This window comes from Variovorax sp. CF313 (assembly GCF_000282635.1).
Taxonomy (GTDB): Bacteria; Pseudomonadota; Gammaproteobacteria; order Burkholderiales; family Burkholderiaceae_C; genus Variovorax.
Window position 1 is genome coordinate 1 of record NZ_AKIW01000100.1, and the last position, 25,782, is coordinate 25,782.

27 protein-coding genes are annotated in these 25,782 nt (G+C 67.8%); 19 read left to right on the top strand and 8 right to left on the bottom strand.

The window, feature by feature from the left end; genetic code table 11:
• Positions 1-166: 166 nt before the first annotated feature.
• The 6 genes from PMI12_RS23445 to PMI12_RS23470 form a co-directional block, all read right to left on the bottom strand.
• The gene (locus PMI12_RS23445) at positions 167-655 is read right to left on the bottom strand and encodes a tripartite tricarboxylate transporter TctB family protein (RefSeq protein WP_007837406.1); all 489 of its coding nucleotides are present in this window, start codon (positions 653-655) and stop codon (positions 167-169) included.
• 126 nt (positions 656-781) lie between these two features.
• Complete coding sequence (locus PMI12_RS23450; RefSeq protein WP_007837408.1) at positions 782-2,578, bottom strand: GspE/PulE family protein; 1,797 nt, start codon at positions 2,576-2,578, stop codon at positions 782-784.
• Entirely contained in the window at positions 2,575-3,360 is a 786-nt protein-coding gene (locus PMI12_RS23455; protein ID WP_007837409.1) for a spermidine synthase, read from the bottom strand. Before PMI12_RS23455 ends, PMI12_RS23450 begins: the two co-directional genes overlap by 4 nt.
• Positions 3,360-3,890, bottom strand: a complete 531-nt coding sequence (locus PMI12_RS23460; protein ID WP_042674133.1) for a DNA-deoxyinosine glycosylase — start codon at positions 3,888-3,890, stop codon at positions 3,360-3,362. The genes PMI12_RS23455 and PMI12_RS23460 overlap by 1 nt, the downstream gene beginning before the upstream one ends.
• A gap of 91 nt (positions 3,891-3,981) precedes the next feature.
• A complete protein-coding gene (locus PMI12_RS23465; protein ID WP_007837412.1) occupies positions 3,982-4,398 on the bottom strand; it encodes a hypothetical protein in 417 nt (138 codons plus the stop codon).
• A 129-nt stretch (positions 4,399-4,527) separates the two neighbouring features.
• The gene (locus tag PMI12_RS23470; RefSeq protein ID WP_007837414.1) at positions 4,528-5,388 is read right to left on the bottom strand and encodes a TatD family hydrolase; all 861 of its coding nucleotides are present in this window, start codon (positions 5,386-5,388) and stop codon (positions 4,528-4,530) included.
• Positions 5,389-5,475: 87 nt separating this feature from the next.
• On the opposite strand from PMI12_RS23470, the gene PMI12_RS23475 reads away from it, so the two are divergent.
• The 4 genes from PMI12_RS23475 to PMI12_RS23490 are packed head-to-tail and all read left to right on the top strand — an operon-like array spanning position 5,476 to position 9,529.
• Positions 5,476-6,486 (top strand): S1C family serine protease, encoded by a 1,011-nt coding sequence (locus PMI12_RS23475; protein ID WP_007837415.1) that lies wholly within the window; start codon positions 5,476-5,478, stop codon positions 6,484-6,486.
• Positions 6,487-6,511: 25 nt separating this feature from the next.
• Complete coding sequence (locus tag PMI12_RS23480) at positions 6,512-7,525, top strand: AAA family ATPase (protein WP_007837416.1); 1,014 nt, start codon at positions 6,512-6,514, stop codon at positions 7,523-7,525.
• A complete protein-coding gene (locus PMI12_RS23485) occupies positions 7,506-8,495 on the top strand; it encodes a DUF58 domain-containing protein (RefSeq protein ID WP_007837418.1) in 990 nt (329 codons plus the stop codon). Before PMI12_RS23480 ends, PMI12_RS23485 begins: the two co-directional genes overlap by 20 nt.
• Positions 8,492-9,529: a VWA domain-containing protein gene (locus PMI12_RS23490; protein WP_007837419.1), complete on the top strand. Its 1,038-nt coding sequence runs from the start codon at positions 8,492-8,494 to the stop codon at positions 9,527-9,529. Before PMI12_RS23485 ends, PMI12_RS23490 begins: the two co-directional genes overlap by 4 nt.
• On the opposite strand, the gene PMI12_RS23495 is transcribed toward PMI12_RS23490, so the two are convergent.
• A complete protein-coding gene (locus PMI12_RS23495; protein ID WP_007837421.1) occupies positions 9,513-10,154 on the bottom strand; it encodes a TetR/AcrR family transcriptional regulator in 642 nt (213 codons plus the stop codon). The two genes, PMI12_RS23490 and PMI12_RS23495, sit on opposite strands and share 17 nt — an antisense overlap.
• A 70-nt stretch (positions 10,155-10,224) precedes the next feature.
• Positions 10,225-10,827 (bottom strand): phenylacetic acid degradation protein PaaY, encoded by a 603-nt coding sequence (locus PMI12_RS23500; protein WP_007837423.1) that lies wholly within the window; start codon positions 10,825-10,827, stop codon positions 10,225-10,227.
• Positions 10,828-10,977: 150 nt separating this feature from the next.
• On the opposite strand from PMI12_RS23500, the gene PMI12_RS23505 reads away from it, so the two are divergent.
• The 15 genes from PMI12_RS23505 to PMI12_RS23575 all read left to right on the top strand — a co-directional run bounded on the left by PMI12_RS23505 (position 10,978) and on the right by PMI12_RS23575 (position 25,734).
• Complete coding sequence (locus tag PMI12_RS23505; protein WP_007837425.1) at positions 10,978-11,781, top strand: enoyl-CoA hydratase-related protein; 804 nt, start codon at positions 10,978-10,980, stop codon at positions 11,779-11,781.
• 130 nt (positions 11,782-11,911) lie between these two features.
• Positions 11,912-12,355: a hydroxyphenylacetyl-CoA thioesterase PaaI gene (gene paaI, locus PMI12_RS23510; RefSeq protein ID WP_007837426.1), complete on the top strand. Its 444-nt coding sequence runs from the start codon at positions 11,912-11,914 to the stop codon at positions 12,353-12,355.
• A gap of 13 nt (positions 12,356-12,368) precedes the next feature.
• Complete coding sequence (gene paaK / locus PMI12_RS23515; protein ID WP_007837427.1) at positions 12,369-13,679, top strand: phenylacetate--CoA ligase PaaK; 1,311 nt, start codon at positions 12,369-12,371, stop codon at positions 13,677-13,679.
• 36 nt (positions 13,680-13,715) lie between these two features.
• Positions 13,716-14,726 (top strand): 1,2-phenylacetyl-CoA epoxidase subunit PaaA, encoded by a 1,011-nt coding sequence (gene paaA, locus PMI12_RS23520; protein WP_007837428.1) that lies wholly within the window; start codon positions 13,716-13,718, stop codon positions 14,724-14,726.
• The gene (gene paaB / locus PMI12_RS23525; protein ID WP_007837429.1) at positions 14,723-15,022 is read left to right on the top strand and encodes a 1,2-phenylacetyl-CoA epoxidase subunit PaaB; all 300 of its coding nucleotides are present in this window, start codon (positions 14,723-14,725) and stop codon (positions 15,020-15,022) included. Before paaA ends, paaB begins: the two co-directional genes overlap by 4 nt.
• 14 nt (positions 15,023-15,036) lie before the next feature.
• A complete protein-coding gene (paaC, locus tag PMI12_RS23530) occupies positions 15,037-15,810 on the top strand; it encodes a 1,2-phenylacetyl-CoA epoxidase subunit PaaC (protein WP_007837432.1) in 774 nt (257 codons plus the stop codon).
• Complete coding sequence (gene paaD / locus PMI12_RS23535; RefSeq protein ID WP_007837434.1) at positions 15,807-16,331, top strand: 1,2-phenylacetyl-CoA epoxidase subunit PaaD; 525 nt, start codon at positions 15,807-15,809, stop codon at positions 16,329-16,331. Before paaC ends, paaD begins: the two co-directional genes overlap by 4 nt.
• A 12-nt stretch (positions 16,332-16,343) precedes the next feature.
• Positions 16,344-17,429: a 1,2-phenylacetyl-CoA epoxidase subunit PaaE gene (gene paaE / locus PMI12_RS23540; protein ID WP_007837435.1), complete on the top strand. Its 1,086-nt coding sequence runs from the start codon at positions 16,344-16,346 to the stop codon at positions 17,427-17,429.
• A gap of 34 nt (positions 17,430-17,463) precedes the next feature.
• Positions 17,464-18,612, top strand: a complete 1,149-nt coding sequence (locus PMI12_RS23545) for an ABC transporter substrate-binding protein (RefSeq protein ID WP_007837437.1) — start codon at positions 17,464-17,466, stop codon at positions 18,610-18,612.
• Between the two features lie 111 nt (positions 18,613-18,723).
• A complete protein-coding gene (locus tag PMI12_RS23550; protein ID WP_007837440.1) occupies positions 18,724-19,752 on the top strand; it encodes a branched-chain amino acid ABC transporter permease in 1,029 nt (342 codons plus the stop codon).
• On the top strand, positions 19,749-21,653 hold the full coding sequence (locus PMI12_RS23555; RefSeq protein ID WP_007837442.1) for a branched-chain amino acid ABC transporter ATP-binding protein/permease: 1,905 nt from the start codon (positions 19,749-19,751) through the stop codon (positions 21,651-21,653). Before PMI12_RS23550 ends, PMI12_RS23555 begins: the two co-directional genes overlap by 4 nt.
• Positions 21,650-22,381 carry an ABC transporter ATP-binding protein gene (locus PMI12_RS23560; protein WP_007837443.1) on the top strand — a complete coding sequence of 244 codons (732 nt, stop codon included), beginning with the start codon at positions 21,650-21,652 and terminating at the stop codon, positions 22,379-22,381. Before PMI12_RS23555 ends, PMI12_RS23560 begins: the two co-directional genes overlap by 4 nt.
• Before the next feature lie 151 nt (positions 22,382-22,532).
• The gene (gene paaZ / locus PMI12_RS23565) at positions 22,533-24,593 is read left to right on the top strand and encodes a phenylacetic acid degradation bifunctional protein PaaZ (RefSeq protein ID WP_007837444.1); all 2,061 of its coding nucleotides are present in this window, start codon (positions 22,533-22,535) and stop codon (positions 24,591-24,593) included.
• Between the two features lie 40 nt (positions 24,594-24,633).
• The gene (locus PMI12_RS23570) at positions 24,634-25,194 is read left to right on the top strand and encodes a methyltransferase family protein (RefSeq protein ID WP_007837446.1); all 561 of its coding nucleotides are present in this window, start codon (positions 24,634-24,636) and stop codon (positions 25,192-25,194) included.
• Between the two features lie 90 nt (positions 25,195-25,284).
• Entirely contained in the window at positions 25,285-25,734 is a 450-nt protein-coding gene (locus tag PMI12_RS23575) for a hypothetical protein (protein ID WP_007837447.1), read from the top strand.
• Positions 25,735-25,782: the final 48 nt, after the last annotated feature.

The following is a 25,782-nucleotide window of genomic DNA, read 5'->3' on the forward strand; positions in this document are numbered from 1 at the left end:
CAGCAGCATCGCGATGGTCGCGACCGGGCCGATACCCGGGAGCACGCCGATCAGCGTGCCCAGGATGCAGCCGATCAGGCAGTACAGCAGGTTGGTGAAGGTAAAGGCAACGCCAAAACCCATCGAGAGGTGTTCAACCAATTCCATGATGTGAGCAGCTTTCTTCTCAGCCGGTGATGAAGGTCGGCCAGACCTGGATCTGGAGCTTCAGCGCCCAGATGAATGCGACATAGCTGCCAATGGCCAGCACGGTGGCCAGGATCAGCACGCTGGGCAGCTTGAACTCATGGCCCGCAAGGCTGGAGATGATCACCAGCGCGTAGATGGCGATGATCATGCCCATGGCGGGGACGCCGATGCTCGGCAGGCCGCCGAGCAGGATGCCGAAGGCGAGGTTGGCGCCCAGGATGAACACCACCTGCTTCCAGGCCCACTTGCCGATCTTCTCGCCGTCGGTGGTTTCAACGGTGAGCCCGCTGAACATGATCCCGAGGCCGATGAGGGCCATCAGGATGCCGAGCATCAACGGGAAATAACCCGGACCCATGCGGGCTCCGCTGCCCACGGTGTAGGTGGTGGCGCCCCATGCGAACGCCACACCCACCACCGTGAACATCAGGCCCGAGAAAAAGTCTTTCTGACTCTTGATCTTCACGAACAGTCTCCTCGAACAAATTTCGATGCGGGATTGTCGAGTCAGCTTCCGGTCAGCCTGATGTGGATTCCACTAACAAAAGGCCTAGGGATAACCCGAAAGGACTCAGGGTCCTGGGGCGGAAGACTATTCCAGTGGCGGCGTGGCGCTCAGCACTTCCTCGATGGTGGTCACGCCCTCGGCCACGCGCAGCGCGCCGGCCAGCCGCAGCGGGCGCATGCCGTCGATCACGGCCTGGCGGCGCAGCCCGGCGAGGTTGGGCTCCTTGGTCACGTTGCCCTTGAACGCCTCGCTGATGCTCAGCAGTTCGTAGAGGCCCATGCGCCCCATGTAGCCGGTCATGCGGCAGTCGACGCAGCCCACGGGCTTGTACGCGCGCACCGAGCCCGTGATCTGCCACGGCTTGACGATGGTTTCGAGCTTCTCGCGCGTGACGGTGTCGTCGGGCTGCTTGCAGTTGAGGCACAGCGTGCGCACCAGCCGCTGCGCGAGCACGCCCAGCATCACCGCGTTGATGAGGTAGGAGGGCACGCCCAGCTCCATCAGCCGCGTGATGGCGCTCGGTGCATCGTTGGTGTGCAGCGTGCTGAACACGAGGTGGCCGGTGAGCGCGGCCTGCACCGCCATCTCGGCGGTGGCGAGGTCGCGGATTTCGCCGACCATGATGATGTCCGGGTCCTGCCGCATCAGCGCGCGCAGGCCTTCGGTGAAGCCGAAGTCGAGCTGCGGCTGCACCTGCGTCTGGTTGAACGAGGGCTCGATCATTTCGATCGGGTCTTCCACCGTGCTCACGTTGACCTCTTCGGTCGCCACGCGCTTGAGCGTGGAATACAGCGTGGTGGTCTTGCCCGAGCCCGTGGGCCCGGTCACCAGGATGATGCCGTTGGGCCGCGTGACGAGCTGCTCCCAGCGCTGGGCGTCGTGCTGCGCGAAGCCCAGTGCGTCGAGGTCCTTCACGGCGGTGTCGGGGTCGAAGATCCGCATCACCATCTTCTCGCCAAAGGCCGTCGGCAGGGTCGACAGGCGCATTTCGATTTCGTCGCCGCGCATGTTGCGGGTCTTGATGCGGCCATCGAGCGGGCGGCGCTTTTCCACCACGTCCATGCGGCCCAGCAGCTTGATGCGCGCGACCATCGCGTTCATCACGCCCATCGGCATCTGGTAGGCGGGGTGCAGGATGCCGTCGATGCGAAAGCGGATCACGCCCTGCTCGCGGCGCGGCTCCAGGTGGATGTCGCTCGCGCGCTGGTCGAAGGCGTACTGCCACAGCCAGTCGACCACCTGCACCACGCTCTGGTCGTTGGCGTCGAGCTGCTTGTTGCTCTTGCCGAGCTCCACCAGCTGCTCGAAGCTCGCGCCGCCGGTGTTGCCGCCGGCCTTCTGCGCGGCGCGCACCGACTTCGCGAGCGCGAAGAACTCGGCCGTGTAGCGCTGGATGTCGGCCGGGTTGGCGACCACGCGGCGCACCGCGCGGCGCGACTGGCGCTCGACCTCGGCGATCCAGTCGGTGAGAAAGGGCTCGGCCGTGGCCACCACCACCTCGTTGGGCAGCACCTGCACCGGCAGCACCTTGTGGCGCTCGGCATACGCAGCGCTCATGGTGTCGGCCACCTTGCCCACGTCGACCTTGAGCGGATCGATGCGCAGGTACGTGAGCCCGGCGCGGCCCGCGAGCCATTGCGTGAGCATTTCTAGATCGAGCGGCTTGCCGTCGCCCTCGCGCGTCATGGCCACGTTGGCCAGCCGCACCAGCGGCGCCTGCCGGCTTTCGGCCTGGGCGCAGCGCGCGATGGTGCGCTTGGCCTCCATGGGCGAGATCACGCCGTCGGTAGCCAGCCATTCGATCAGGCGGCGCAGGTCGAGCGGGCCTTCGTGGCGGGCGGCCAGTGGGGCGGGAGCAGAAACAGCGGGAACAACGCTCATGAGCCGGCAGGTCGGGTAAGTGAAATATTCAGGGGCTTGAAGACCCGCAGCCATTTCGGCGCGGGCAGGCTCCAGCGAGTCTGGATCGTTTGGGCGCGCTCGGCAAGCGCCTCGCGCTTCGGTCGGCTCGGCGTGCGCTGCGCGAGCACCACCGTGTTGCCTTCGCGCGTCGGCCTGAACGCCCAGACGGCATCGGCACCGAAGGCACCGGCGATTTTTTCGAGGCTGCGCTCATAGCTCGACGAGCGGCCGAAGAGGTTGACCGTCATGCAGCCGTCCTCGGTGAGCAGCGCGCGGCAGTCGGCATAGAAGTCTTCGCTGTCGAGCACGGGTGCAGCGGCCTCGTGGTCGTACAGGTCGACCTGCAGCGCATCGACCGTGCCGTGCCATTCGGGCTTGCGGATCTCGGCGGCCGCATCGGCGATCACCACGCGCAGCTTCGGGTCGTCCGGCGGCAGCTTGAACCAGCCGCGGCAGGCCGACACCACCTGCGGATTGAGCTCGATCGCGGTGGTGCGCATGCGCAGGATCTTGCGGCTGAACTTGGTGAGCGTGGCCGCGCCCAGGCCGAGCTGCATCGCGTGGCGGCTGGCCACGGTCTTGCTGTCGGCGAACAGCAGCCAGGCCATCATGCGCTGCACGTATTCGAGCTCGATCTCGAAGGGCGCGTCCAGCTTCATCGAGCCCTGGACCCATTCGGTGCCCAGGTGCAGGTAGCGGACGTCGCCCCAGTCGGAGAAATTGACTTCGGGAAGAACGGCGGGAATTTTGCTGGATGCCATCAGACGAGTTGGTGGGCGGCGAAGACCTCGCGCCAGGCCGCGAGCTTGCGCTCGAAGCTCCACGACGCGTTGGCGGGACTGGTGGAAGGCAGCGGATAGACCGGCACGCCAAGGGTGCGCGTGTGCCGTGCGTGCTTGAAGCTCTCGCCGCCGTTGTGCGCGATGGCCGCGAGCTTTGGCAGGTGCAGCCCGGCGATGTCGTTCGCCACGGGCGCGCGGATGGCCGAATCGAGGCTGCCCTCGCGCTCGCAGGCGCCGTACACGTCCCACACGCCCAGGCCGCGGTCGAGCAGCCACCGGCAGCGCTGCGCGTAGCTGTCTATGCCCGACGGCAAAGGGACTTCGGGCCAGACGGCTTGCAAGATCTTCCAGAACTGGTTTTGGGGGTGTGCATAGTACTGCTGCCGCTCGAGCGACTTGACCCCGGGGAAGCTGCCGAGGATCAGCACCACGGTGGCCGGCGACACGATGGGCGCGAGTCCCGTGAGCAACGTGCTCGCGGCGGTAGCGGATGCGGCGGGTGGATTCATGGGCGGCAATCGTGCCACCGTCCCGCGCGCACTTGCACCGCCCATGAAAAAACCCGCCGAAGCGGGTTTTTTCGCGAAGGCCGAAGCAGGCTTACTTCTTGGCGGCTTCGTTCTCTGCCGTGCCGGGGATCTTCTCGCCGATGGCCTTGCCGGTGCTGCGCATGCCGTCGGCCGCCTTGTGGCCGGCGTTCTCGACGGCTTCGCCGGTCTTGGCGGCTGCCTTCTTGGTGGCGTTGGTGGCCTTCTTGGTCGTGCGCTTGGTGGCCTTCCAGGCCTTCTTGGTGCCGCTCTCGGTGGCCGCGACAGCCTTCTTGGTCGTGCGCTTGGTGGCGTCGACGGCTTCCTTGCCGGTCTCTTTCATCTTCTCGGTGGTGGTGGGCTCGGCCGGGGCCACAGCGGGGGCCGGTGCGGCTGCAGGCGCGGTGGTCTGGGCCACGGCCGACACGCCGATGGAGGCGAGTGCCAGTGCGAGGACGACGGGCATGGTGCGAACGAAAGACGTGCTCATGTAAAGCTCCTTGTTGGATGAAGTTTTGAGTGACTGACTTGCCACTGAACCAGCAACGAACTGGTGGCGCTCGAGGATGACAGCAAATCCGCGGCATCTGCCTTCATGCAGGCAGGACGGGGCATTGGCCTACGCGGGGCGCGGTGGACGCGCCGACATGGCCATGAGATTTTCCAGACGCGGCAGCGCTTCGAGCGCATTCCGGGTGGTGGCTGCGGCCAGCTCGTCGAGGCCGATGCCGCGCAGGCCGGCCACCACTTCGGCGATGCGCGGCAGCTCGGCCGGCTCGTTGCGGCCCTGCGGCTCGCCGGCATCGCGCTGGGCCTGCGTGCGGTACAGCCAGTGCGGCTGGATGTCGGGCGCATCGGTCTCCATCACGATCGATCCAAGCGGCAAAGTGGCGGCCAGCCGCCGCAGCTGCAGCGCGCGTTCGAAGGTCACCGCGCCGCCGAAGCCGAGCTTCAACCCGAGCTCGATGCACGCTTGCGCCTGCTGCTCGCTGCCGTTGAAGGCATGCGCAATGCCCTGCCACGGCTTGCCGGCTGCCGTCTGCCGCAGGTGCTTGAGCACCTTGTCGACCGAGCGCCGCACATGGATCAGCACGGGTAACCCGTGCCTGCGTGCCAGTTGCAACTGAGTGTGAAAAAACCGCTCCTGCTTCTCGCCGTCGAGCCCCTCGACGAAGTAGTCGAGCCCGACCTCGCCGACCGCCACCAGCCGCGGGTCGCCGCGCTGCGCGGCCAGCTCGGCATCGAGGGTTTCGAGGTCTTCATCCTTCGCCTCGCCGGTGCACAGCGGGTGAATGCCCAGCGCGTAGGCATCGCCCTGCGCATGGGCCAGTTCACGCACAGCTGCGAAGTTGAAGGCGGCCACCGCCGGGATCACGCACATCGCCACGCCCCGCGCGGAGGCGCGGGCGCGCAGGACGGGCATCTCGGCACCGAATTCAGGCGCATCCAGGTGGCAGTGGGTATCGACGAAGGTAGCCATCGCGCGATGATGCCCGATGGGATGCGCAGGCGTGGAAAGCGTGCTACTGTGAACTCCTTCACGCGATTTTTTGCCGGAGGTGCTCCGATGCGCAGGCCAGGTGTCTACAGCCATTCGCCCCGCACGCTGCCACCGGCCGCAGACGAGGCGGCCGAACGGGCAGGGGCGCCAGCCTCGCCCGAAGCGGTCGGCGCGGGCCCTGCGCTGCAAGCCGCCCCCGCAAAGAAGACCGGCTGGCAACCCGGCCGCCGCAGCTTCGCGATGCTGGTCGTGCTGTCGGCCGCGCTGGTCACCGGCGCTGCGCTGTGGGTCCCGCGCCCGGGCGCCAAGGCCCTCACGCAGAAAGACATCGACGCGGCCGTGCTGCGCACGCTGCAGACCACCACCCTGCCCTCGCCCGCCGCCAAGGCCGCGGACATCATCCGGCCCTCGGTGGTGCGGGTCGTGAGCTACGGTGAAGAAAAGAACACGCCCGAAGCCAAGATCCAGAAGCGCGGACGCAACCTCGCCAAGGGCAAGCCGCCCGAAGCCCCCAGCGATGGCGGCACGCCCGGCGAGGTCGAGCGCGGTGTGGGCACGGGCGTGGTGATCGTCGACAAGGGCGTGATCCTGACCAACCTGCACGTGGTCGCGGGCGCCGACAAGATCAAGGTCACCTTCTTCGACGGCCTGGAGGCTGTGGCCACCATCACCGGCGTGCAGCCCGAGAACGACCTTGCCGTGCTGCAGGCGCAGAAGATTCCCGACGACCTGATCCCCGCCACCATGCGCTCGACCGCCGACCTGCGGCCCGGCGACCAGGTGGCGGCCGTGGGCTTTCCGTTCGGCATCGGGCCTTCCGTGTCGGCCGGCGTGGTGTCGGGCCTGAAGCGCTCGTTCCGCTCGCCCGAGGGCAAGCAGGAGCTGGGCAACCTGATCCAGTTCGACGCGGCCGCCAACCCCGGCAATTCGGGCGGGCCGCTGATCAACATGGACGGCGAGGTGCTCGGCATCGTCACCGCCATCCTCAACCCGACACAGCAGCGCACCTTCATCGGCATCGGCTTCGCGGTGCCCATCGAGAACGCCGCGTCCGCCGCGGGTTCGCCGCCGTTCTGACGATTCTTTTTCGAAAGTCCTTCGCATGAGCACAGAGACCGTCAATCCCACGCCCGCCGGCACCGCCGAACTGATGGAGCAGATCCTCTACGAGGTGAAGCGCGTGGTCGTGGGCCAGGACCGCTTTCTCGAGCGCGTGATGGTCGCCATGCTCGCGGGCGGGCACCTGCTGGTCGAGGGCGTGCCGGGCCTGGCGAAGACACTCACCGTCAAGACGCTGGCCGACACCGTGCGCGGCCAGTTCAAGCGCATCCAGTTCACGCCCGACCTCGTGCCCGCCGACCTCGTGGGCACGCGCATCTACAACCAGAAGACGGGCGAGTTCAGCACCTCGCTGGGCCCGGTGTTCGCCAACCTGCTGCTGGCCGACGAAATCAACCGCGCGCCGGCCAAGGTGCAGAGCGCGCTGCTCGAGGTGATGCAGGAGCGCCAGGTCACCATCGCCGGCGAGACGCACAAGGTGCCGCGCCCCTTCCTCGTGATGGCCACGCAGAACCCCATCGAGACCGAGGGCACCTACCCGCTGCCCGAGGCGCAGGTCGACCGCTTCATGATGAAGGTGCTGGTCGACTACCCGAGCGACGAGGAAGAATTCGTCATCGTCCAGCGCGTGATCGGCCCGGCGGTCAACGCCACGCCCGTGGCCACCACCGAGCAGCTCGCGGCGCTGCAGGCCGAGGCCCGGCGCGTGTATGTCGACCCCTCGCTGATCCAGTACGCAGTGAAGCTGGTGTCGGCCACGCGCACGCCCGAGAAGCATGGCCTGAAGGACCTGCGCCGCTTCATCACCTTCGGTGCCAGCCCGCGCGCCAGCATCAGCCTGACCGAGGGCGCGCGCGCCCTGGCGCTGCTGCGCGGCCGCAGCTATGCGCTGCCGGAAGACATGACGGCGCTGGTGCCCGACGTGCTGCGCCACCGCGTGACGCTTTCCTACGAAGGCCTGTCCGAGGGCCTGACGCCCGACGGCTTGGTCGAGAAGATCATGCGCGCAGTCCCCGCTCCTCCCAAGCCGCTCGAACATGAAAAGCTGGTGGCGTAAGGCCCCCGCGGCCGCGAACGACGAACGGCTCGCCGCAGAAGCCGGTGGGGCCGAGCGCGCGCTGCGCCGGCTCGAATGGACTGTCATTCGCCGCCTCGACGGCCTGCTGCAGGGCGACTACCGCACGCTGATGCGCGGCACCGGCCTCGACCTGGCCGACCTGCGCGAGTACCAGCACCACGACGACGTGCGCCACATCGACTGGAACGTCACGGCGCGGCTGCAGACGCCGCATGTGCGCGTGTTCACCGAAGACCGCGAGATGGCTGCGTGGTTCGTGCTCGACCTGAGCCGCTCGGTCGATTTCGGCTCGGGCCTGAAGGCCAAGCGCGAGGTCTCGGCGGGTTTCGTCGGCGTACTGGCGCGGCTGCTCACGCGGCACGGCAACCGGGTGGGCGCGCTGGTCTACGGCAGCGATCTCGAAGCGGTGATTCCGCCGCGCACCGGACGGCGCCACGTGCTGCACCTGCTGCACGCGATGGAGAAGCGCGCTGAAAAAGCCGAGGCCGCGCCCATGCAGAAAGGCATGACGCGCCTGGCCGACCTGCTCAAGTCGGCCGCCACGCTGATGCCGCGCCGCTCCACCGTGTTCGTGGTGTCCGACTTCCTGAGCGAGCCCGGCTGGGAGCGCCCGCTCGGCCAGCTGGTGCAGCGCCACGAGGTGATCGCAGTGCGCCTGTTCGACCCGCTCGAACTCGAACTGCCCGACCTCGGCCTGGTGCCGCTGCGCGACGCCGAGACCGGCGAGCAGCTGTGGGTCGACACCCACGATGCGGGCTTTCGCAAACGCTTCGCGCGCCTGGCGTCGGAACGTGAAACCGCACTGCGCGAGGCACTGGCCAGGGCCGGCGTCGACGCACTCGAACTCTCGACCAATGACGACCTGGTGGAAGCCATCGTTCGTTTCGCCGATCTGCGCAAGCGCCGCGCGCGCATCGGCCCGGCAGGCATGAAGGCGGTGGCAGCATGACTTTTCTCTGGCCTCAATTCCTCTGGCTGCTGGCGGCCCTGCCGCTGCTGATCCTGCTCTACCTCTGGCTGCTGCGCCGCAAGAAGAAGCTGGCGGTGCGCTATGCGAGCCTGTCGATCGTGCGCGAGGCCATAGGTGCCGGGCAGAGCATGCGGCGGCATCTGCCGCCCGCGCTTTTCCTGCTGGCCATGGCCGCGATGCTGGTGGCCGCGGCGCGTCCCATGGCCGTGGTGGTGCTGCCGTCGAACCAGCAGACCATCATCCTGGCGATGGACGTGTCGGGCAGCATGCGCGCGGCCGACGTGCAGCCCAACCGGCTCGTGGCGGCGCAGGAGGCGGCCAAGAGCTTCATCAAGGACCTGCCGCGCAGCGTGAAGGTGGGCATCGTCGCCTTCGCGGGCAGCGCGCAGGTGGCACAGCTGCCCACCACCAACCACGAGGACCTGGTGACCGCCATCGACAGCTTCCAGCTGCAGCGCGCCACCGCCACGGGCAATGCCATCGTGGTGTCGCTGGCCACGCTGTTCCCCGACGCGGGCATCGACGTCGAGCAGTTCAGCTCGCCGAGCCGCCAGCGCGGTGCTGCGATCGACCAGAACGAGAAGAAACTCAAGGAATTCACGCCCGTGGCGCCGGGCTCCTTCACCTCGGCCGCGATCATCATGCTGACCGACGGCCAGCGCACCACCGGCGTCGATCCGCTCGACGCGGCCAAGGCAGCGGCCGACCGCGGCGTGCGCATCTACACGGTGGGCGTGGGCACGGTCGACGGCGAGACCATCGGCTTCGAGGGCTGGTCGATGCGCGTGCGGCTCGACGAGGAGACGCTCAAGGCCATCGCCAACAAGACGAACGCCGAGTACTTCTACGCCGGCACGGCGAACGACCTGAAGAAGGTCTACGAGACGCTGAGCTCCAAGCTCACCGTGGAGAAGAAGGAAACCGAGATCTCGGCACTTTTCGCGCTGGGCGCCGCGGTGCTCACGCTGCTGTCTGCGGGGCTGTCGCTGCTCTGGTTCAACCGGATTCTCTAGGCCCGCGCGGCATGGCCGCCGGCGCATCGGGCGACTTGACCGCGCCGATACCTCCCAGGAACAGGTCGGCCACGATCGGCGCGATGGCCGCGTGGTCGAGCCGGCCATCGGGTTTCATCCAGGTGAACATCCAGTTGATCATGCCGAACAGCAGCATGGTCAGCGGCTTGGCGAGGTCGTCGCTCGGTGCGCCGGGGCGCAGCGCAGACACGGCGCGCGCAAAGCCCGCGACCACCTCGCGCTCCTTGTCGAGCACGCGCTCGCGGTCGGCCTCTTCGAGAAAGCGCACGTCGTCGGTCAGCACGCGGTGCGCGTCCTGCGCGCCGGCGTATTCCTCGACGATGCGGTAGATGAAGCGGCGCAGGCGCTGCTCGTCGGTGTGCGTCGACGCCTCTTCCTCGGCCACCAGCGCCGCGAGCTTGGAGACGTGCGTCTCCGCGATGCTGATCAGCAGGCTGCTCTTGTCCTTGTAGTAGTGATAGAGCGTCGCCTTCGAGAGCCCGCAGGCCTCGGCCACCTGGTTCATCGAGGTGGCGGGATAGCCGCTGCGTGCGAACAGCTGGGCGGCCTGCGCGAGGATCAGTTCACGCTGGTCGTCGTAGGTGGCGGATCTTCCACGCGGCATCGGTTCTTGTTCCTGGGTTGGACTGTTGTGTTGAGGGCAACGGGCGATCTTGCACGAAGCGCGAACCGGATCAGCCCCGCTTCGTGGCGATGAGCGAGCGCACCTCGGTGGCCGGCAGGCGCGGGCGGTGCGGCTCCACCTGCGCGAGCGGCGCCACTTCATGCAGGCTCGCGAGGCTGCGCACCGTGAGCGCCTGGTAGGTCTGCGTGCCCTCGAGTTTCCAGGCGATCTCGTCTTCGCTCAATTCGCGCTTCACCTTCGCCGGAATGCCCGCGACCAGCGAGCGTGCCGGCACCTTCATGCCGGCCGGCACGAAGGCGCAGGCCGCGACGATGGCCTTCTCGCCGATCTCGGCCTCGTCCATCACCACCGCGTTCATCCCCACCAGCGCGTCGCGCCGCACGATGCAGCTGTGCAGGATCGCGCCGTGGCCGATGTGACCATTGACCTCGATCACCGTGTCGTTGCCGGGAAAGCCGTGCACGCAGCAGTGGTCCTGCACGTTCGAGCCCTCTTCCAGCACGATGCGGCCGAAGTCGCCGCGCAGGCTGGCGCAGGGACCCACGTAGCAGTTCGGGCCGACGATCACATCGCCGATCAGCACCGCCGTGGGGTGCACGTACGCGCTCGGGTCGACGACGGGAATCACGCCGTCGATGGAATAGCTGGGCATTGGGTCGGACTCCTTTTTCCGTGACTCAGGGTTTGCCCTGAACCACCCCCGCTTGTGCCGGGATGGAGGTCGATCCTAAAATCAACCGAACGGTCGGTCAATAGTGTTTGCACGCCGATCCACCCCCACAGAGGATGAAAGAGACACGCCATGCCCGAGCCTTTGGTACTCACCGGCAACGCCGGCACCGTTCGCACGTTGAGCCTCAACCGCCCTGCGGCGCTCAACAGCTTCACGACCGAACTGCATGCGGAGTTGATGGCGGCGCTGGAGGCCGCAGCGCAGGACGAGAGCGTGCGCTGCGTGGTGCTCACGGGCGCCGGCCGTGCCTTCTGTGCCGGCCAGGACCTTGCCGATCCCTCGGTCGCGCCCGACCCGACTCCGGGCGCCGCGCCCAAGGACCTGGGCCACGTCATCTCCACTTATTACGCCCCGCTCGTCGCGCGCCTGCGCTCGATGCCGGTGCCGGTGATCGCCGCGGTGAACGGCGTGGCGGCCGGTGCGGGTGCCAACCTCGCGCTGTGCTGCGACCTCGTGGTGGCGGGACGCTCGGCCAGCTTCATCCAGGCCTTCACCAAGATCGGCCTCGTGCCCGACACCGGCGGCACATGGCTGCTGCCGCGCCTCGTCGGTTCGGCCCGCGCGCTGGGCATCGCGATGCTGGGCGACAAGCTGCCGGCCGAAGAGGCGGCGCGCATCGGCCTCATCTGGCAGTGCGTGGACGACGCGGCGCTGGCCGAAACCGCGGCAGCCCTCGCATCGAAGCTGGCGGCCATGCCGACCCGCGCCCTCGTCGCTACGCGCCAGGCCATGGCCGATGCGCAAGGCATGGACCTGCGGACGGCGCTCGACGAAGAAGCCCGACTGCAGCGCGTCATGGGCAATGCCGACGACTACCGCGAAGGCGTCGAAGCCTTCCGCGCGAAGCGTGCGCCGATGTTCAAGGATCGCTGAGATGAAGCATTGCTTCTTGATCTTTCGCGTTGTGCGTGAGACGGGTGCTTCGGGGCGCGCTCACGCCGACGGGGTGGCCCGTGCACGCACCCCGAACCCGAACACGCAGCTTCGAGCCAGCTGAAAAAAGATGACCGAACCCACCCGCACTCCTCAACAAACAGCCGAGTACGTCCGCGACGGCATGCTCGCGAACGACAACGCCACGCAGGGCCTCGGCATGCGCATCGTCGAGGTCGGCCCCGGCCAAGCCACCATAGAGATGAAGGTGCGCCCCGACATGCTCAATGGCCACGCCACCTGCCACGGTGGCTTCATGGCCGTGCTGGCCGACTCGACCTTCGCCTTTGCCTGCAACTCGTACAACGAACTGACCGTGGCCTCGGGCTTCTCGATCGACTTCATCGCCCCGGCGCGCGAGGGCGACGTGCTCACCGCGCGCTGCCACGAAGTCTCGAAGGCCGGCCGCACCGGCGTGTACGACACCGAGATCACCAACCAGCGCGGCGAGCGCATCGCGATGTTCCGCGGCCGCTCCTACACCGCCAAGGGCCGCCCCGCCGTTGCCGCCTGAGGAGACAAGACACATGACAGTCAAACGCCCCACCCCCGGCGACCTCGAGCCGATCGAAACCACGAGCCGCGACGAAATCACCGCGCTGCAGATCCAGCGCCTGCGCACCACGCTGCAGCGCGCCTACGACAACGTGCCTCACTACCGCAAGGCCTTCGACGCCAAGGGCGTGCACCCCGACGACCTGAAGTCGCTCGCCGACCTGTCGAAGTTCCCGTTCACGGTGAAGGGCGACCTGCGCGACAACTACCCCTTCGGCATGTTCGCCGTACCGCGCGAGAAGGTGGCGCGCATCCACGCCTCGTCGGGCACCACCGGCAAGCCGACCGTGGTCGGCTACACGCTGAAGGACATCGACACCTGGGCCGACCTCGTCGCCCGCTCCATCCGAGCCGCGGGCGGGCGGCCCGGCGACATGGTGCACGTGTCGTACGGCTACGGCCTGTTCACCGGCGGCCTGGGCGCGCACTACGGCGCCGAGCGCGCGGGCTGCACCGTCATCCCGATGTCGGGCGGCCAGACCGAGAAGCAGGTGCAGCTGATCCAGGACTTCAAGCCGGACATCATCATGGTCACGCCCAGCTACATGCAGGTGATCATCGAGCAGTTCGAGCGCCAGGGCCTCGACGCGAAAGACAGCTCGCTCAAGGTCGGCATCTTCGGCGCCGAGCCGTGGACCGAGGCCATGCGCCGCGACATCGAGGCCAAGGCAGGCATCGACGCCGTCGACATCTACGGCCTGAGCGAAGTGATGGGCCCCGGCGTAGCCAGCGAATGCGTCGAGAGCAAGGACGGCCCCGTCATCTGGGAAGACCACTTCTACCCCGAGATCATCGATCCCGACACCGGCGAGCTGAAGGCCGACGGCGAGGAAGGCGAACTGGTCTTCACCTCGCTGAGCAAGGAGGCCATGCCCATCGTGCGCTACCGCACGCGCGACCTCACGCGCCTGCTGGCGCCCACCTCGCGTTCGTTCCGCCGCATGGGCAAGATCGTCGGGCGCAGCGACGACATGATGATCATCCGCGGCGTCAACGTCTTCCCCACGCAGGTCGAAGAAATCGTGCTCGCGCACAAGGCGCTGTCGGGCCTCTACCAAGTGCACGTGAGCCGCGCCGACAAGCTCGACCAGGTCGAGGTGCACTGCGAACTCAACCAAGCCGACGCAGCATCGGCGGACCGCACCGCCATCGGCGAATGGGTGCAGCACCGCGTGAAGACGCTCATCGGCATCTCCACGCGCGTGGTGGTCCATGCGCCCAACGAGATGGAACGCACCCAGACCGGCAAGGCACGCCGCGTGATCGACACGCGCCCGCGCTGAAGCCATTCCACATCCATTCACCGAAAGGACACGCACATGTACACCCAGGCAATGGACACCATGGGCAAGGGCGCAGGCGACGGCAAACAGAAGGCCGTGCGCTCCGCCGAGGAAATGCGGCTCGAGGAACGCTTCGACGCGCACATCGACGCCGGCGACTTCATCGAGGCGAAGGACTGGATGCCCGAGCACTACCGCAAGACGCTGGTGCGCCAGATCAGCCAGCACGCGCACTCGGAAATCGTCGGCATGCTGCCCGAAGGCAACTGGATCAGCCGCGCGCCCACGCTCAAGCGCAAGGCCATCCTGCTGGCCAAGGTGCAGGACGAAGGCGGCCACGGCCTCTACCTGTATGCCGCGGCCGAAACGCTGGGCACCTCGCGCGACCAGATGTTCGAGGCGCTGCACAGCGGCAAGGCAAAGTACAGCTCGATCTTCAACTACCCCACGCTGACCTGGGCCGACATGGGCACCATCGGCTGGCTGGTGGACGGCGCGGCCATCATGAACCAGGTGCCGATCTGCCGCTGCTCGTACGCGCCGTATGCGCGCGCCATGATCCGCATCTGCCGCGAGGAAAGCTTCCACCAGCGCCAGGGCTACGAAGCCCTGCTGACCATGATGACCCACGGCACCGAGGCGCAGAAGGCCATGGTGCAGGACGCGGTCAACCGCTGGTGGTGGCCGTCGATCATGATGTTCGGCCCGCCCGACGACCAGTCGCCCAACAGCGCGCAGTCGATGCGCTGGGGCATCAAGCGCTTCAGCAACGACGAGCTGCGCCAGAAGTTCGTCGACGCCACCGTGGAGCAGGCGCGCATCCTCGGCGTGACCCTGCCCGACCCCGACCTGAAGTGGAACGAAGAGCGCCAGGCGCACGACTTCGGCGCGATCGACTGGAGCGAGTTCTGGCGCGTGATCGGCGGCGACGGCCCCTGCAACCGCGAGCGCCTTCAGGCCCGTGTCGACGCCTGGGAAGAAGGCGCGTGGGTGCGTGAAGCCGCCATGGCCCACGCCAACAAGCAACCGATGAAGGAAGCAGCATGAGCACCGATACCAGCAAGCAAGAGTGGCCCCTGTGGGAAGTGTTCGTGCGCAGCAAGGCCGGGCTCGATCACAAGCACTGCGGCAGCCTGCACGCGGCCGATCCGAAGATGGCGATCCAGATGGCGCGCGACGTGTACACGCGCCGCCAGGAAGGCAGCAGCATCTGGGTGGTGCGCTCCGACCAGATCGTGGCGAGCGACCCGGGCGACAAGGACATGTTCTTCGACCCGGCGGAAGACAAGGTGTATCGCCACCCGACCTTCTACGCGCTGCCCAAGTCGGTCGACCACATGTGAGCAAGGCCAGGACCATGCAAGCATCGATCGAACTGAACCGCACGCCCGCCGTGCAATACCTGCTGCGCATCGGCGACACCTGCCTCGTGCTCGCGCAGCGCCTGGGCGAATGGTGCGGCCACGCACCCGTGCTGGAGGAAGACATCGCGATGGCCAACATTGCGCTCGACCTCGTCGGCCAGGCGCGCGCGCTGCTGACACACGCAGGCCGCATCGAAGGCTGCGAGCACGACGAAGACCAACTCGCCTACCTGCGCGACGAGCGCGACTACTTCAACCTCACCATCGCCGAACTGCCGCGCGGCGACTTCGCCTTCGCCGTGGTGCGCAACACCATGGTGTCGACACTGCTCAAGCTGCTGTGGCAGCGCCTGGCCGCATCGAACGACCCCGAAGTGGCTGCCATCGCCGGCAAGGCCGTGAAGGAAGCGCGCTACCACCAGCAGCATTCGGGCGACTGGGTGGTGCGGCTGGGCGACGGCACCGACGAATCGCGCCGCCGCACCGAAAAGGCGCTCAAGCAGCTATGGCTCTACATGCCCGAGCTCTTCTTCAGCGACGCGGTCGATGCCGAAGCCAGCGCCAGCGGCCTCGGTCCGGCGTGGAGCGAACTGCGCGACCCTTGGCTCGCCGAAATGCAACAGGTGCTCGACGCCGCCGGCCTCGCCATGCCGAAGGAAGCCGCCTTCCGCAGCACCGGCAAGCACGGCGTGCACAGCGAGCACATGGGCTACATCCTCGCGGAGATGCAGCACCTGCAACGCAGCTTTCCCGGGGGGGTGTGGTGAACGCCCTCGCCTCGCGCGTCGACGCGGCATGGGCCGTGCTGCACACGGTGCCCGACCCCGAGGTGCCGGCCGTGTCGGTGTGCGACCTCGGCATCGTGCGCGACGTGATCGAGCATGACGACGGGTTGGAGATCGTGCTCACGCCGACCTACTCCGGCTGCCCCGCCACCGAGGCCATCGAGCACGACGTGCTGGCCGCCATCGAGCAGGCCGGCCTGGGCCGCGCGCGCGCAACCCTGCGCCGTGCACCCGCCTGGACCAGCGACTGGATCAGCGACGAGGGTCGCGCCAAGCTCAAGGCCTACGGCATCGCGCCGCCCGCGCACCTGAACGCCGAGCAGGCCGCCAGCACCGCCATGCCCATCAAGCTCTTCGGCCGCATCGCCGGCGAGCGCATCGCCTGCCCGCGCTGCGCGAGCGAGCGCACCGAGCGGCTTTCCGCATTCGGCTCCACCGCCTGCAAGGCCCTGTACCGCTGCATGGCGTGCAAGGAGCCTTTCGAACACTTCAAACCCTTCTGAGACTCCCCCGCGATGAGCACCCTCTTCCATCCCCTGCGCGTGAAGGCCATCGAGCCCGACACGGCCGAGGCCGTCGTCGTCTCGTTCGAAGTGCCCATCGACCTGCAGCAGGTCTTCGGCTTCACGCAGGGCCAGTACCTCACGCTGCGCCACGACATCGACGGCCAGGACCTGCGCCGCTCCTATTCGATCTGCGCCGGCCTCGACGATGGCGAGCTGCGCGTCGGCGTGCGCAAGGTGCGCGGCGGCGTGTTCTCCAACTGGATCAACGCCCATCTGCAGCCGGGCGACACCCTGCAGGTGATGGCGCCGCAGGGCCGCTTCTTCGTGCCCATCGAGCCGGCTTCGGCACGCCATCACGTCGGCATCGCGGGCGGCAGCGGCATCACGCCGATCCTGTCGATCATGAAGACGGTGCTGGCGCGCGAGCCGCGAAGCCGCTTCACGCTGATCTACGGCAACCGCCAGCTGCAGTCCACGATGTTCAAGGAAGAAATCGAGGACCTGAAGAACCGCTACATGACGCGGCTTGTGCTGCAGCACGTGTTCTCCGACGAGCACACCGATTCGCCGCTGGGCTTCGGCGTGATGAACCGCGAGAAGATCGGCGAGTTCCTGGCGTCGGTGGTGCCTGCGAAGACGATCGACCATGTCTATGTCTGCGGCCCGTTCCAGATGAACGACGAAGCCGAGGCCGCGCTGCTGGCCGCCGGCGTGCCCGAGGAACGCATCCACATCGAACGCTTCGGCGTGGCGCTGCCTTCGGCCACGCAGGTCGGCGCGGTGGTGCACGAGGCGCAGCCCGGCGACGCCAGGCAGGCGCGCATCGTCATCGTGCGCGACGGGCTGCAGCGCGAGATCACCTACACCGAAGGCCAGCCCAGCATCCTCGATGCGGCTTCGGCCGCGGGGCTCGAAGTCCCGTTCTCGTGCACCTCCGGCGTGTGCGGCACCTGCCGCGCCAAATGCGTGGACGGGGAAGTCCGCATGGAAAGAAACTTTGCGCTCGACAAGAATGAAGTGGCAGCAGGTTTCGTGCTGACCTGCCAGGCACACCCCCTGACCGAACGCGTCACGCTCTCATTCGACGAGCGCTAGAACTTCAAATATTTTTCAACCGGAGACAAGACCAATGAAACTCTTCTTCAAGCCCCTGCTGATCGCCGCGCTGTGCGCCACCGCCGCCGCGGCGTGGGCCGACGTCAATGTCGGCGTGACGCTCTCGGCCACCGGCCCGGCCGCCTCGCTCGGCATTCCGGAGAAGAACACCATCGCGCTGATGCCCAAGACCATCGGCGGCCAGAAGATCAACTACATCGTGCTCGACGACGCTTCGGACACCACCGCGGCCGTGGCCAACACGCGCAAGCTCATCGCAGAGAACAAGGTCGACGTCGTGCTGGGCTCCACCACCACGCCCAACTCGCTGGCCATGATCGACGTGGTGAGCGAAGCCAAGGTGCCGATGATTTCCATCGCCGCTTCGGCCCGCATCATCGAACCGATGGACGCCAAGAAGAAGTGGGTGTTCAAGACGCCGCAGAACGACATCATGATGTCGCTCGCCATCGCCGAGCACATGGCCGCCAACGGCGTGAAGACCGTGGCCTTCATCGGCTTCTCCGACGCATACGGCGAAGGCTGGTCGGAAGAATTCGCCAAGGCCGCTGCGCTGAAGAAGATCACTATCGTGGCCAACGAGCGCTACTCCCGCACCGACACCTCGGTGACGGGCCAGGCGCTGAAGATCATGGCCAGCAAGGCCGACGCGGTGCTGGTCGCGGGCTCGGGCACACCGGCCGCGCTGCCGCAGAAGACGCTCAAGGAACGCGGCTACGCCGGCAAGATGTACCAGACGCACGGCGTGGCGAACGCCGACTTCCTGCGCGTGGGCGGCAAGGACGTGGAAGGCACCTTCCTGCCCGCCGGCCCCGTGCTGGTGGCCGAGCAGCTGCCCGCCAGCAACCCGGTGAAGAAATCTGCACTGGCTTACGTCGGCGCCTACGAAGCCGCCTACGGCAAGGGCACCGTGTCGACCTTCGGTGCACACGCCTGGGACGCCGGCCTGCTGATGACCTCGGCCGTGCCCGTCGCACTGAAGAAGGCGCAGCCCGGCACGCCGGAATTCCGCGCCGCGCTGCGCGATGCGCTGGAGCAGGTCAAGGAAGTGTCGGGCGCGCACGGCGTGTTCAGCATGACCGAGAAGGACCACCTGGGTCTCGACCAACGCGCCCGCGTGATGGTGAAGATCGAGAACGGCGCCTGGAAATACCAGCCCTGATGTCTTCGCTCCCTCCCCCAAAGGGGGATGGAGCAACACAAGGCAGCGCAACTGACGGCGCTTGTGCCTGACCCTGATTCGATACACGGGCCAAGCCCGAAGGTTTCTTTTATGGATTTGCAGATCGCCCTGCTCTTGGGGCAGGACGGCATCGTCAACGGTGCCGTCTACGGTTTGATGGCGCTCGCACTGGTGCTGGTGTTTTCAGTCACGCGCGTCATCTTCATTCCCCAAGGTGAGTTCGTCGCCTTCGGGGCGCTCTCTATGGCGATGCTGCAGGCTGGCCGTGTGCCGGCCACGCTGTGGCTGCTGCTGGTGCTGGCAGTCGCGGTGCTGCTGGTGGAAATCTGGCGCTGGAAGCGCGGCGCAGTGGTCGACTGGGCCTCCGCGCTCGCATGGTGCGTGGTGTTGCCGGCGGCGGCCACCGCGCTGGTGCTGCTGCTCAAACCCACGTCGATGACGGGCCAGACGCTCACCACGCTGCTTCTCATCATGCCGCTCGGCCCCCTGCTCTACCGCCTGGCCTACCGGCCGCTGGCGGACGCCAACGTGCTGATGCTGCTGATCGTCTCGGTCGCGCTGCACGGCGTGCTGGTCGGGCTGGGCCTGCTGTTCTTCGGTGCCGAAGGCTCGCGCACCGCGGCGTTCTCCGAAGCGCGCCTCGACATCGGCGGCATTCCAGTCGGCGGACAGTCGCTGGTGGTGGTCGGCGTCACGCTGCTGCTGGTGATTGCCATGTTCCTGTTCTTCGGCCGCTCGATGGTCGGCAAGGCGCTGCGTGCCACCGCCATCAACCGGGTGGGCGCGCGGCTGTCGGGCATTCCGACCGAGCTCTCGGGCGACCTGAGCTTCGCGCTCGCAGCGCTCATCGGCGCCGTCTCGGGGCTGCTGATCGCACCGATCACCACGGTGTATTACGACACCGGCTTTCTCATCGGCCTGAAGGGCTTCGTCGCCGCCATCGTCGGCGGGCTTGCGAGCTATCCGCTGGCGCTGGCCGGCGCGCTGCTGGTGGGACAGCTCGAAGCATTCGCCTCGTTCTGGGCCAGCCCGTTCAAGGAGGTGCTGGTCTTCACGCTGATCATTCCAGTGCTGTGGTGGCGTTCGCTCCACAGCCGCCACGTGGAGGACGAAGAATGAGCGCGTCTTCGAATCCCGCGACACTGAACACCCCGCCCGAAGGCAAGCCGCTGGTCACGCCGCGCCAGCTCACGCTGGCGTGCGTGGTGCTGCTGGCGCTGGCCTGGGGCTTCCTGCCCGAATTCACGGTCTCGGTGCTCAGCAACATCGGCCTGTATGCGCTGGTCGCGGCCGGGCTGGTCATGCTCACCGGCGTGGGTGGCATGACCTCTTTCGGGCAGGCCGCGTTCGTCGGCATGGGCGCCTACGCCACCGCATGGATCTGCACGTCGCCCACTGCTGCCGCCTGGCTGGGTGGCGCGGTCGGCCCTGCGCTGCTGCCGTGGGCCGGCCTGCTGCTGGGCCTGGCGTTCACCTTCGCGCTGGCCTGGATGCTCGGCGCGGTCACGCTCAAGCTGTCGGGCCACTACCTGCCGCTGTGCACCATCGCCTGGGGCCTGAGCCTGTACTACCTGCTGGGCAACATGGACTTCCTCGGCGGGCAGACCGGCATCACGGGCGTGCCGCCGCTGGTGGTGGCGGGGCTATCGCTGGCCACGCCGCGCGCGCTCGGCGTCGTGATCTGGGCGGTGCTGCTGCTGGCGCTCTGGGCGCTGCACAACCTGCTCGATTCCCGCGAAGGCCGCGCCATCCGCGCACTCAAGGGCGGGCGGCTGATGGCCGAGTCGATGGGCGTCGACACGGCGCGCCACCGCATCAAGCTGTTCGTGCTGGCCGCGCTGCTCGCGGCGGTGTCGGGCTGGCTCTATGCGCACCTGCAGCGATTCGTGAACCCAACGCCCTTCAACCTGAACATCGGCATCGAGCTGCTGTTCATGGCGGTGGTCGGCGGCGCGGGCCACCTGTGGGGTGCGGTGCTGGGTGCGGCGCTGATCACGCTGCTGAAGGAAAAGCTGCAGGACGTGCTGCCCTCGCTGCTCGGCAGCAGCGGCAACTTCGAGGTGATCGTGTTCGGGCTGCTGATGCTCTTCGTGCTGCAGCGTTTTTCCGACGGCCTGTGGCCCACGCTGGCGCGCATCACGCGCCGCTGGGTGCGCAACGATGCGGCGCGCAAGGCGCCGGCTCTCGCATCGAAGGCGCCGACCGTGCAGCTCGCGCAGCGCACGCTGCCCGCGAGTGGCGAACTGCTGCTGCAAGCCAGCGACGTGAGCAAGCGATTCGGCGGGCTCGTGGCCAACAACGCGATTTCGATGACACTGAAGGCCGGCGAGATCCATGCGCTGATCGGCCCGAACGGCGCCGGCAAGAGCACCTTCTTCAACATGATCTCGGGCGTGGACGACCCGACCTCGGGCGAGGTGAAGCTCGCCGGCCAGCCGATGGCGGCCAAGCCTTCGCGCGCCTTCGCCGCGCTGGGCCTGGGCCGCACCTTCCAGCACGTGCGCCTGCTCGGACAGCGCAGCGTGGCTGAGAACGTCGCGCTCGGCGCGCACCTGCGTGCGAAGCGTGGCTGGCTCGCCGCGATGCTGCGGCTGGACCGTGCCGAAGAAGCCGCGCTGATGGCCGAGGCCCGCAGGCAGATCGAACGCTGCGGCCTCGGCGCGCATGCTGACACGCCCGCGGCATCGCTCTCGCTCGGCCAGCAGCGCGTGGTCGAAATCGCCCGCGCGCTCGCCGGCCAGCCCTCGGTGCTGCTGCTCGACGAACCGGCGGCCGGCCTGCGCCATCTTGAAAAGCGCGCGCTCTCGGTGCTGCTGAGCCAGTTGCGCGCCGAGGGCCTCGGCATCCTCGTGGTGGAGCACGACATGGAGTTCGTAATGAACCTCGCCGACCGCATCACGGTGCTCGAATTCGGCACCGTCATCGCCACCGGCACGCCGGCCGAAGTGCAGGCCAACCCGCGCGTGCTTGAAGCCTACCTCGGCGGCGCGGACGACGAACTGCTGGAAGACGCCCGATGAGCCATCCTTTGCTTCAACTCGACGGCTTCTGCGTCGCCTACCGCACCGTGGAAGCGGTGCACAGCGTGCGCCTGCAGGTGAACGAGGGCGAGATCGTCACCGTGATCGGCCCCAATGGCGCCGGCAAAACCACGCTGCTGTGCGCCGCCATGGGCCTGCTGCCTTCCACCGGCCAGCTGATGCTGGACGGCGGGCGCGTCGCGCGCCCCAGCGTCGAGACCATGGTGGCGCGCGGCGTCGCACTGGTGCCCGAGCGGCGCGAGCTGTTCGGCGAGATGTCGGTGGAAGACAACCTGCTGCTCGGCGGCTTCTACCAGTGGCGCAAAGGCGAGCGCGACCAGCGCGCGCGCATGGACGAGATCTTCGGGATCTTCCCGCGCCTGCGCGAGCGCCGCCCACAGCTGGCTTCCACGCTTTCGGGCGGCGAACGCCAGATGCTGGCCATTGGCCGCGCGCTGATGGCGCGGCCGCGTTTGCTGATGCTCGACGAACCCTCGCTGGGCCTCGCCCCGCTGGTGGTGCGCGAGGTGCTGCGCGTGGTGTCGCAGCTGCGCAGCCATGGCGTGTCGGTGCTGCTCGTGGAGCAGAACGCACGCGCCGCGCTGCAGGTGGCCGACCGCGCCTACGTGCTGGAGATGGGCGCCGTGGCGCTCGAAGGCAAGGCGCGCGACCTGCTGCACGACCAGCGGATCATCGACACGTACCTCGGTATAGGAAAGAAGGAATGACCGACGTGCCTCCCTTTCTTGCTCACTCCCCTTCCGGGGGAGGGTTGGGGTGGGGGCACGACGGCCTCGAACGAAGAGCAACGCTCGTTGGGCGCTGCCCCCATCCCAGCCTTCCCCCAAAGGGGGAAGGAGCCATACAAGGACACCCTTCATGACCACCACCCTCCAAAGCTACATCGCCGGCCGCTGGATCGGCCAGCAGGCCGCCCAGCAACTGCGCAGCGCCGTCAACGGCCAGCCCGTGGCAGCCACGCACGCCGAGGCCATCGACTTCGCCGAAGCGCTGCAATACGCGCGCCGCACCGGCATTCCCGCGCTGATGGCGCTCGACTTCCAGCAGCGCGCCGAGCGCCTGAAGGCGCTGGCCAAGTACATCGCCGCGAACAAGGAAACGCTCTACGCCATCTCGGCCCACACGGGCGCCACGCGCGCCGACAGCTGGATCGACATCGAAGGCGGCGCCGGCACGCTGAGCGCCTATGCCGGCATCGGCACCAACGAGCTGCCCTCCGGCAACCTCGTGCACGAGGGCCCGGCCTTCCCGCTCGGCAAGAAGGGCGGCTTCGCGGGCACGCACATCCTGGTGCCGCGCGGCGGCGTGGCGGTGCATATCGATGCGTTCAATTTCCCGGTGTGGGGCCTGCTCGAGAAGTTCGCGCCCAGCTTCCTCGCGGGCATGCCCTGCATCGGCAAGCCGGCCACGGCCACCAGCTACCTCACCGAGGCGCTGGTGCGGCTCATCGTGCAGTCGGGCATCCTGCCGGCGGGCGCGCTGCAGCTCGTCATCGGCGGCACGGGCGACCTGCTCGACCGGCTCGAAGGGCCCGACGTGGTCACCTTCACCGGTTCGGCCGACACCGCCGCCAAGCTGCGCGTGCACCCGAACATCGTGCGCCAGTCGATCCCGTTCAATGCCGAGGCCGACTCGCTCAACTGCGCGATCCTCGCGCCCGACGTGACGCCGGACGACGAGGAGTTCGATCTCTTCGTGAAGGAAGTGGCGCGCGAGATGACGACCAAGGCCGGCCAGAAGTGCACGGCCATCCGCCGCGCGATCGTGCCGCGCCGGCACCTCGATGCGGTGGCCGAGCGGCTGCGCGCGCGGCTCGCGAAGACGGTGGTCGGCGATCCGTCGCGCGAAGAGGTGCGCATGGGCGCGCTCGCCTCGCGCGACCAGCAGGCCGACGTGGCCGCGCGTGTCGCCACGCTGCTGCAAGGCGCCGAGCTGGTCTACGGCGAGCGCGACGGCTTCTCGCCGATTGGCGAGGGCGTGGCCGATGGCGCGTTTTTCGCGCCTACGCTGCTGCTGAGCCGCAAGCCGCTCGAGCACGACGCTGCACACGATGTGGAGGCCTTCGGCCCCGTCAGCACGCTGATGCCCTACGAGGGCATCGACGAAGCACTGGCGCTGGCTGCGCGCGGCCGCGGCAGCCTCGTCGGCACGCTGGTCACGCGCGACCCCGCCATCGCGGCCAAGGCCATTCCGGTGGCTGCCGCGTGGCATGGCCGCCTGCTGGTGCTCGACCGCGAGGCCGCCGCCGAATCGACCGGCCACGGCTCGCCGCTGCCACAGCTCAAGCACGGCGGCCCGGGCCGCGCGGGCGGCGGCGAAGAACTCGGCGGCCTGCGCGCGGTGAAGCACTACCTGCAGCGCGCCGCGGTGCAAGGCTCGCCCACCATGCTCGCCGCCATCACCGGCGAACACGTGCGCGGCGCGGCCGTACGCGAGAGCGAGGTGCACCCCTTCCGCCGCTACTTCGAGGACCTGCGCATCGGCGACTCGCTGCTCACCCACCGCCGCACCGTGGGCGAGGCCGACATCGTCGCCTTCGGCGGCATCTCGGGCGACTACTTCTACATGCACTTCGACGAGGTGGCGGCCAAGGAATCGCCCTTCGGCAAGCGCATCGCGCACGGCTACTTCGTGCTGTCGGCCGCGGCAGGCCTGTTCGTGTCGCCGTCGCCGGGCCCGGTGCTCGCCAACTACGGCCTGGACACGCTGCGCTTCACCAAGCCCGTGGGCATCGGCGACACCATCCAGGCGCGCCTGACCTGCAAGCGCAAGATCGACCGCAACAGGAAAGACGCGAGCGGCCAGGGCCAGGGCGTGGTCGCATGGGACGTGGAGGTGACGAACCAGGACGGCGAGCTGGTCGCCAGCTACGACATCCTGACGCTGGTTTCCAAGAAACCCGAAGCGGCGGCCTCCTGATTCACCGGAAAGCGCCCAAGGCCGTGTAAATTCGCCCGCCATGCTCTTCTGGCTCCAGCTCTTCCTTCTCGTCGCCGGCACCGCGGCGCTGCTGTACGTGTCGCGCGGCCCGCTGAGCCGGCCCGGCTCGCACGGCTTCTACCGCTTCTTCGCGTGGGAATGCATGCTGGTGCTGGTCGTGGTGAACCTGCCCGTGTGGCATGACGATCCGTTTTCGGCGAGGCAGATCGTCTCTTCGCTCTTCTTCGTGCTGTCGATCTGGTTGCCGATCCACGCGGTGCGGCTGCTGAAGGCGCAGGGCAAGCCGACCGAGGCGCGCAGCGACGACCCCGCGCTGTACGGTTTCGAAAAAACCTCGTCCATCGTCACCACCGGCGCCTTCCGGTACATACGACATCCGATGTACACGGCACTGATGCTGCTGGCCTGGGGCGCCTTCCTCAAGCAGTTCACCTGGCTCACGCTGGCACTGGTGCTCGCGGCCACGGTGCTGCTGTTCCTGACTGCCCTGCGCGACGAGAAGGAATGCATCGCGCATTTCGGCGACGCCTACCGCGCTTACATGCGCGGCACGCGGCGCTTCATTCCGTTCGTGCTCTAGGGTCCGTTCACACGCGCGTCATGCACTACCTTGCGGGATGCTGACCCGCGTGCTCAGGTTCCGTTCACAAGAGCGGCCTAGCATTCGCGCATGCTGTTCGCACGCATCCGCCGTTTCGCCGAAACGCACCACAGGGCGTGGTGCGTCGCAGGCGTTCTGCTGATCTTCCTGCAGCCCTTCATCGCGGTCCATTTCCGCTGCGACGGCCTGGAAGACGAGCCGATGCTGCGGGTGCGCAGCGCCAGCGACACCACCCAGTTCGAAGCCGACGACCGCGCGGACCATCCGTCCGACCGCGAGACCACCGTGTTCGCCCAGGCGCCGGCAAGCATCGACCACCCCGACGCCTTCGGCTCCGCGCTGGACACGCTGATGGCGATGGTGCTGGCGCTGCTGCCGCTTGCCATTGCAGTCGCGCGGCTGGCAGTGCCCATCGTGCGCAAAGCGATCGAATACGTGCCGCCGCACGGCGGTGCGCCACCCCCCGCGCAACCCTGGCGGCGCCTGCCGCCCACTGCCGCACCACCTTCCGGGATCTGAGACACGACGCCTCACGCGTCGGACCGTCCGCTGCGTCGCGCAGCGGGC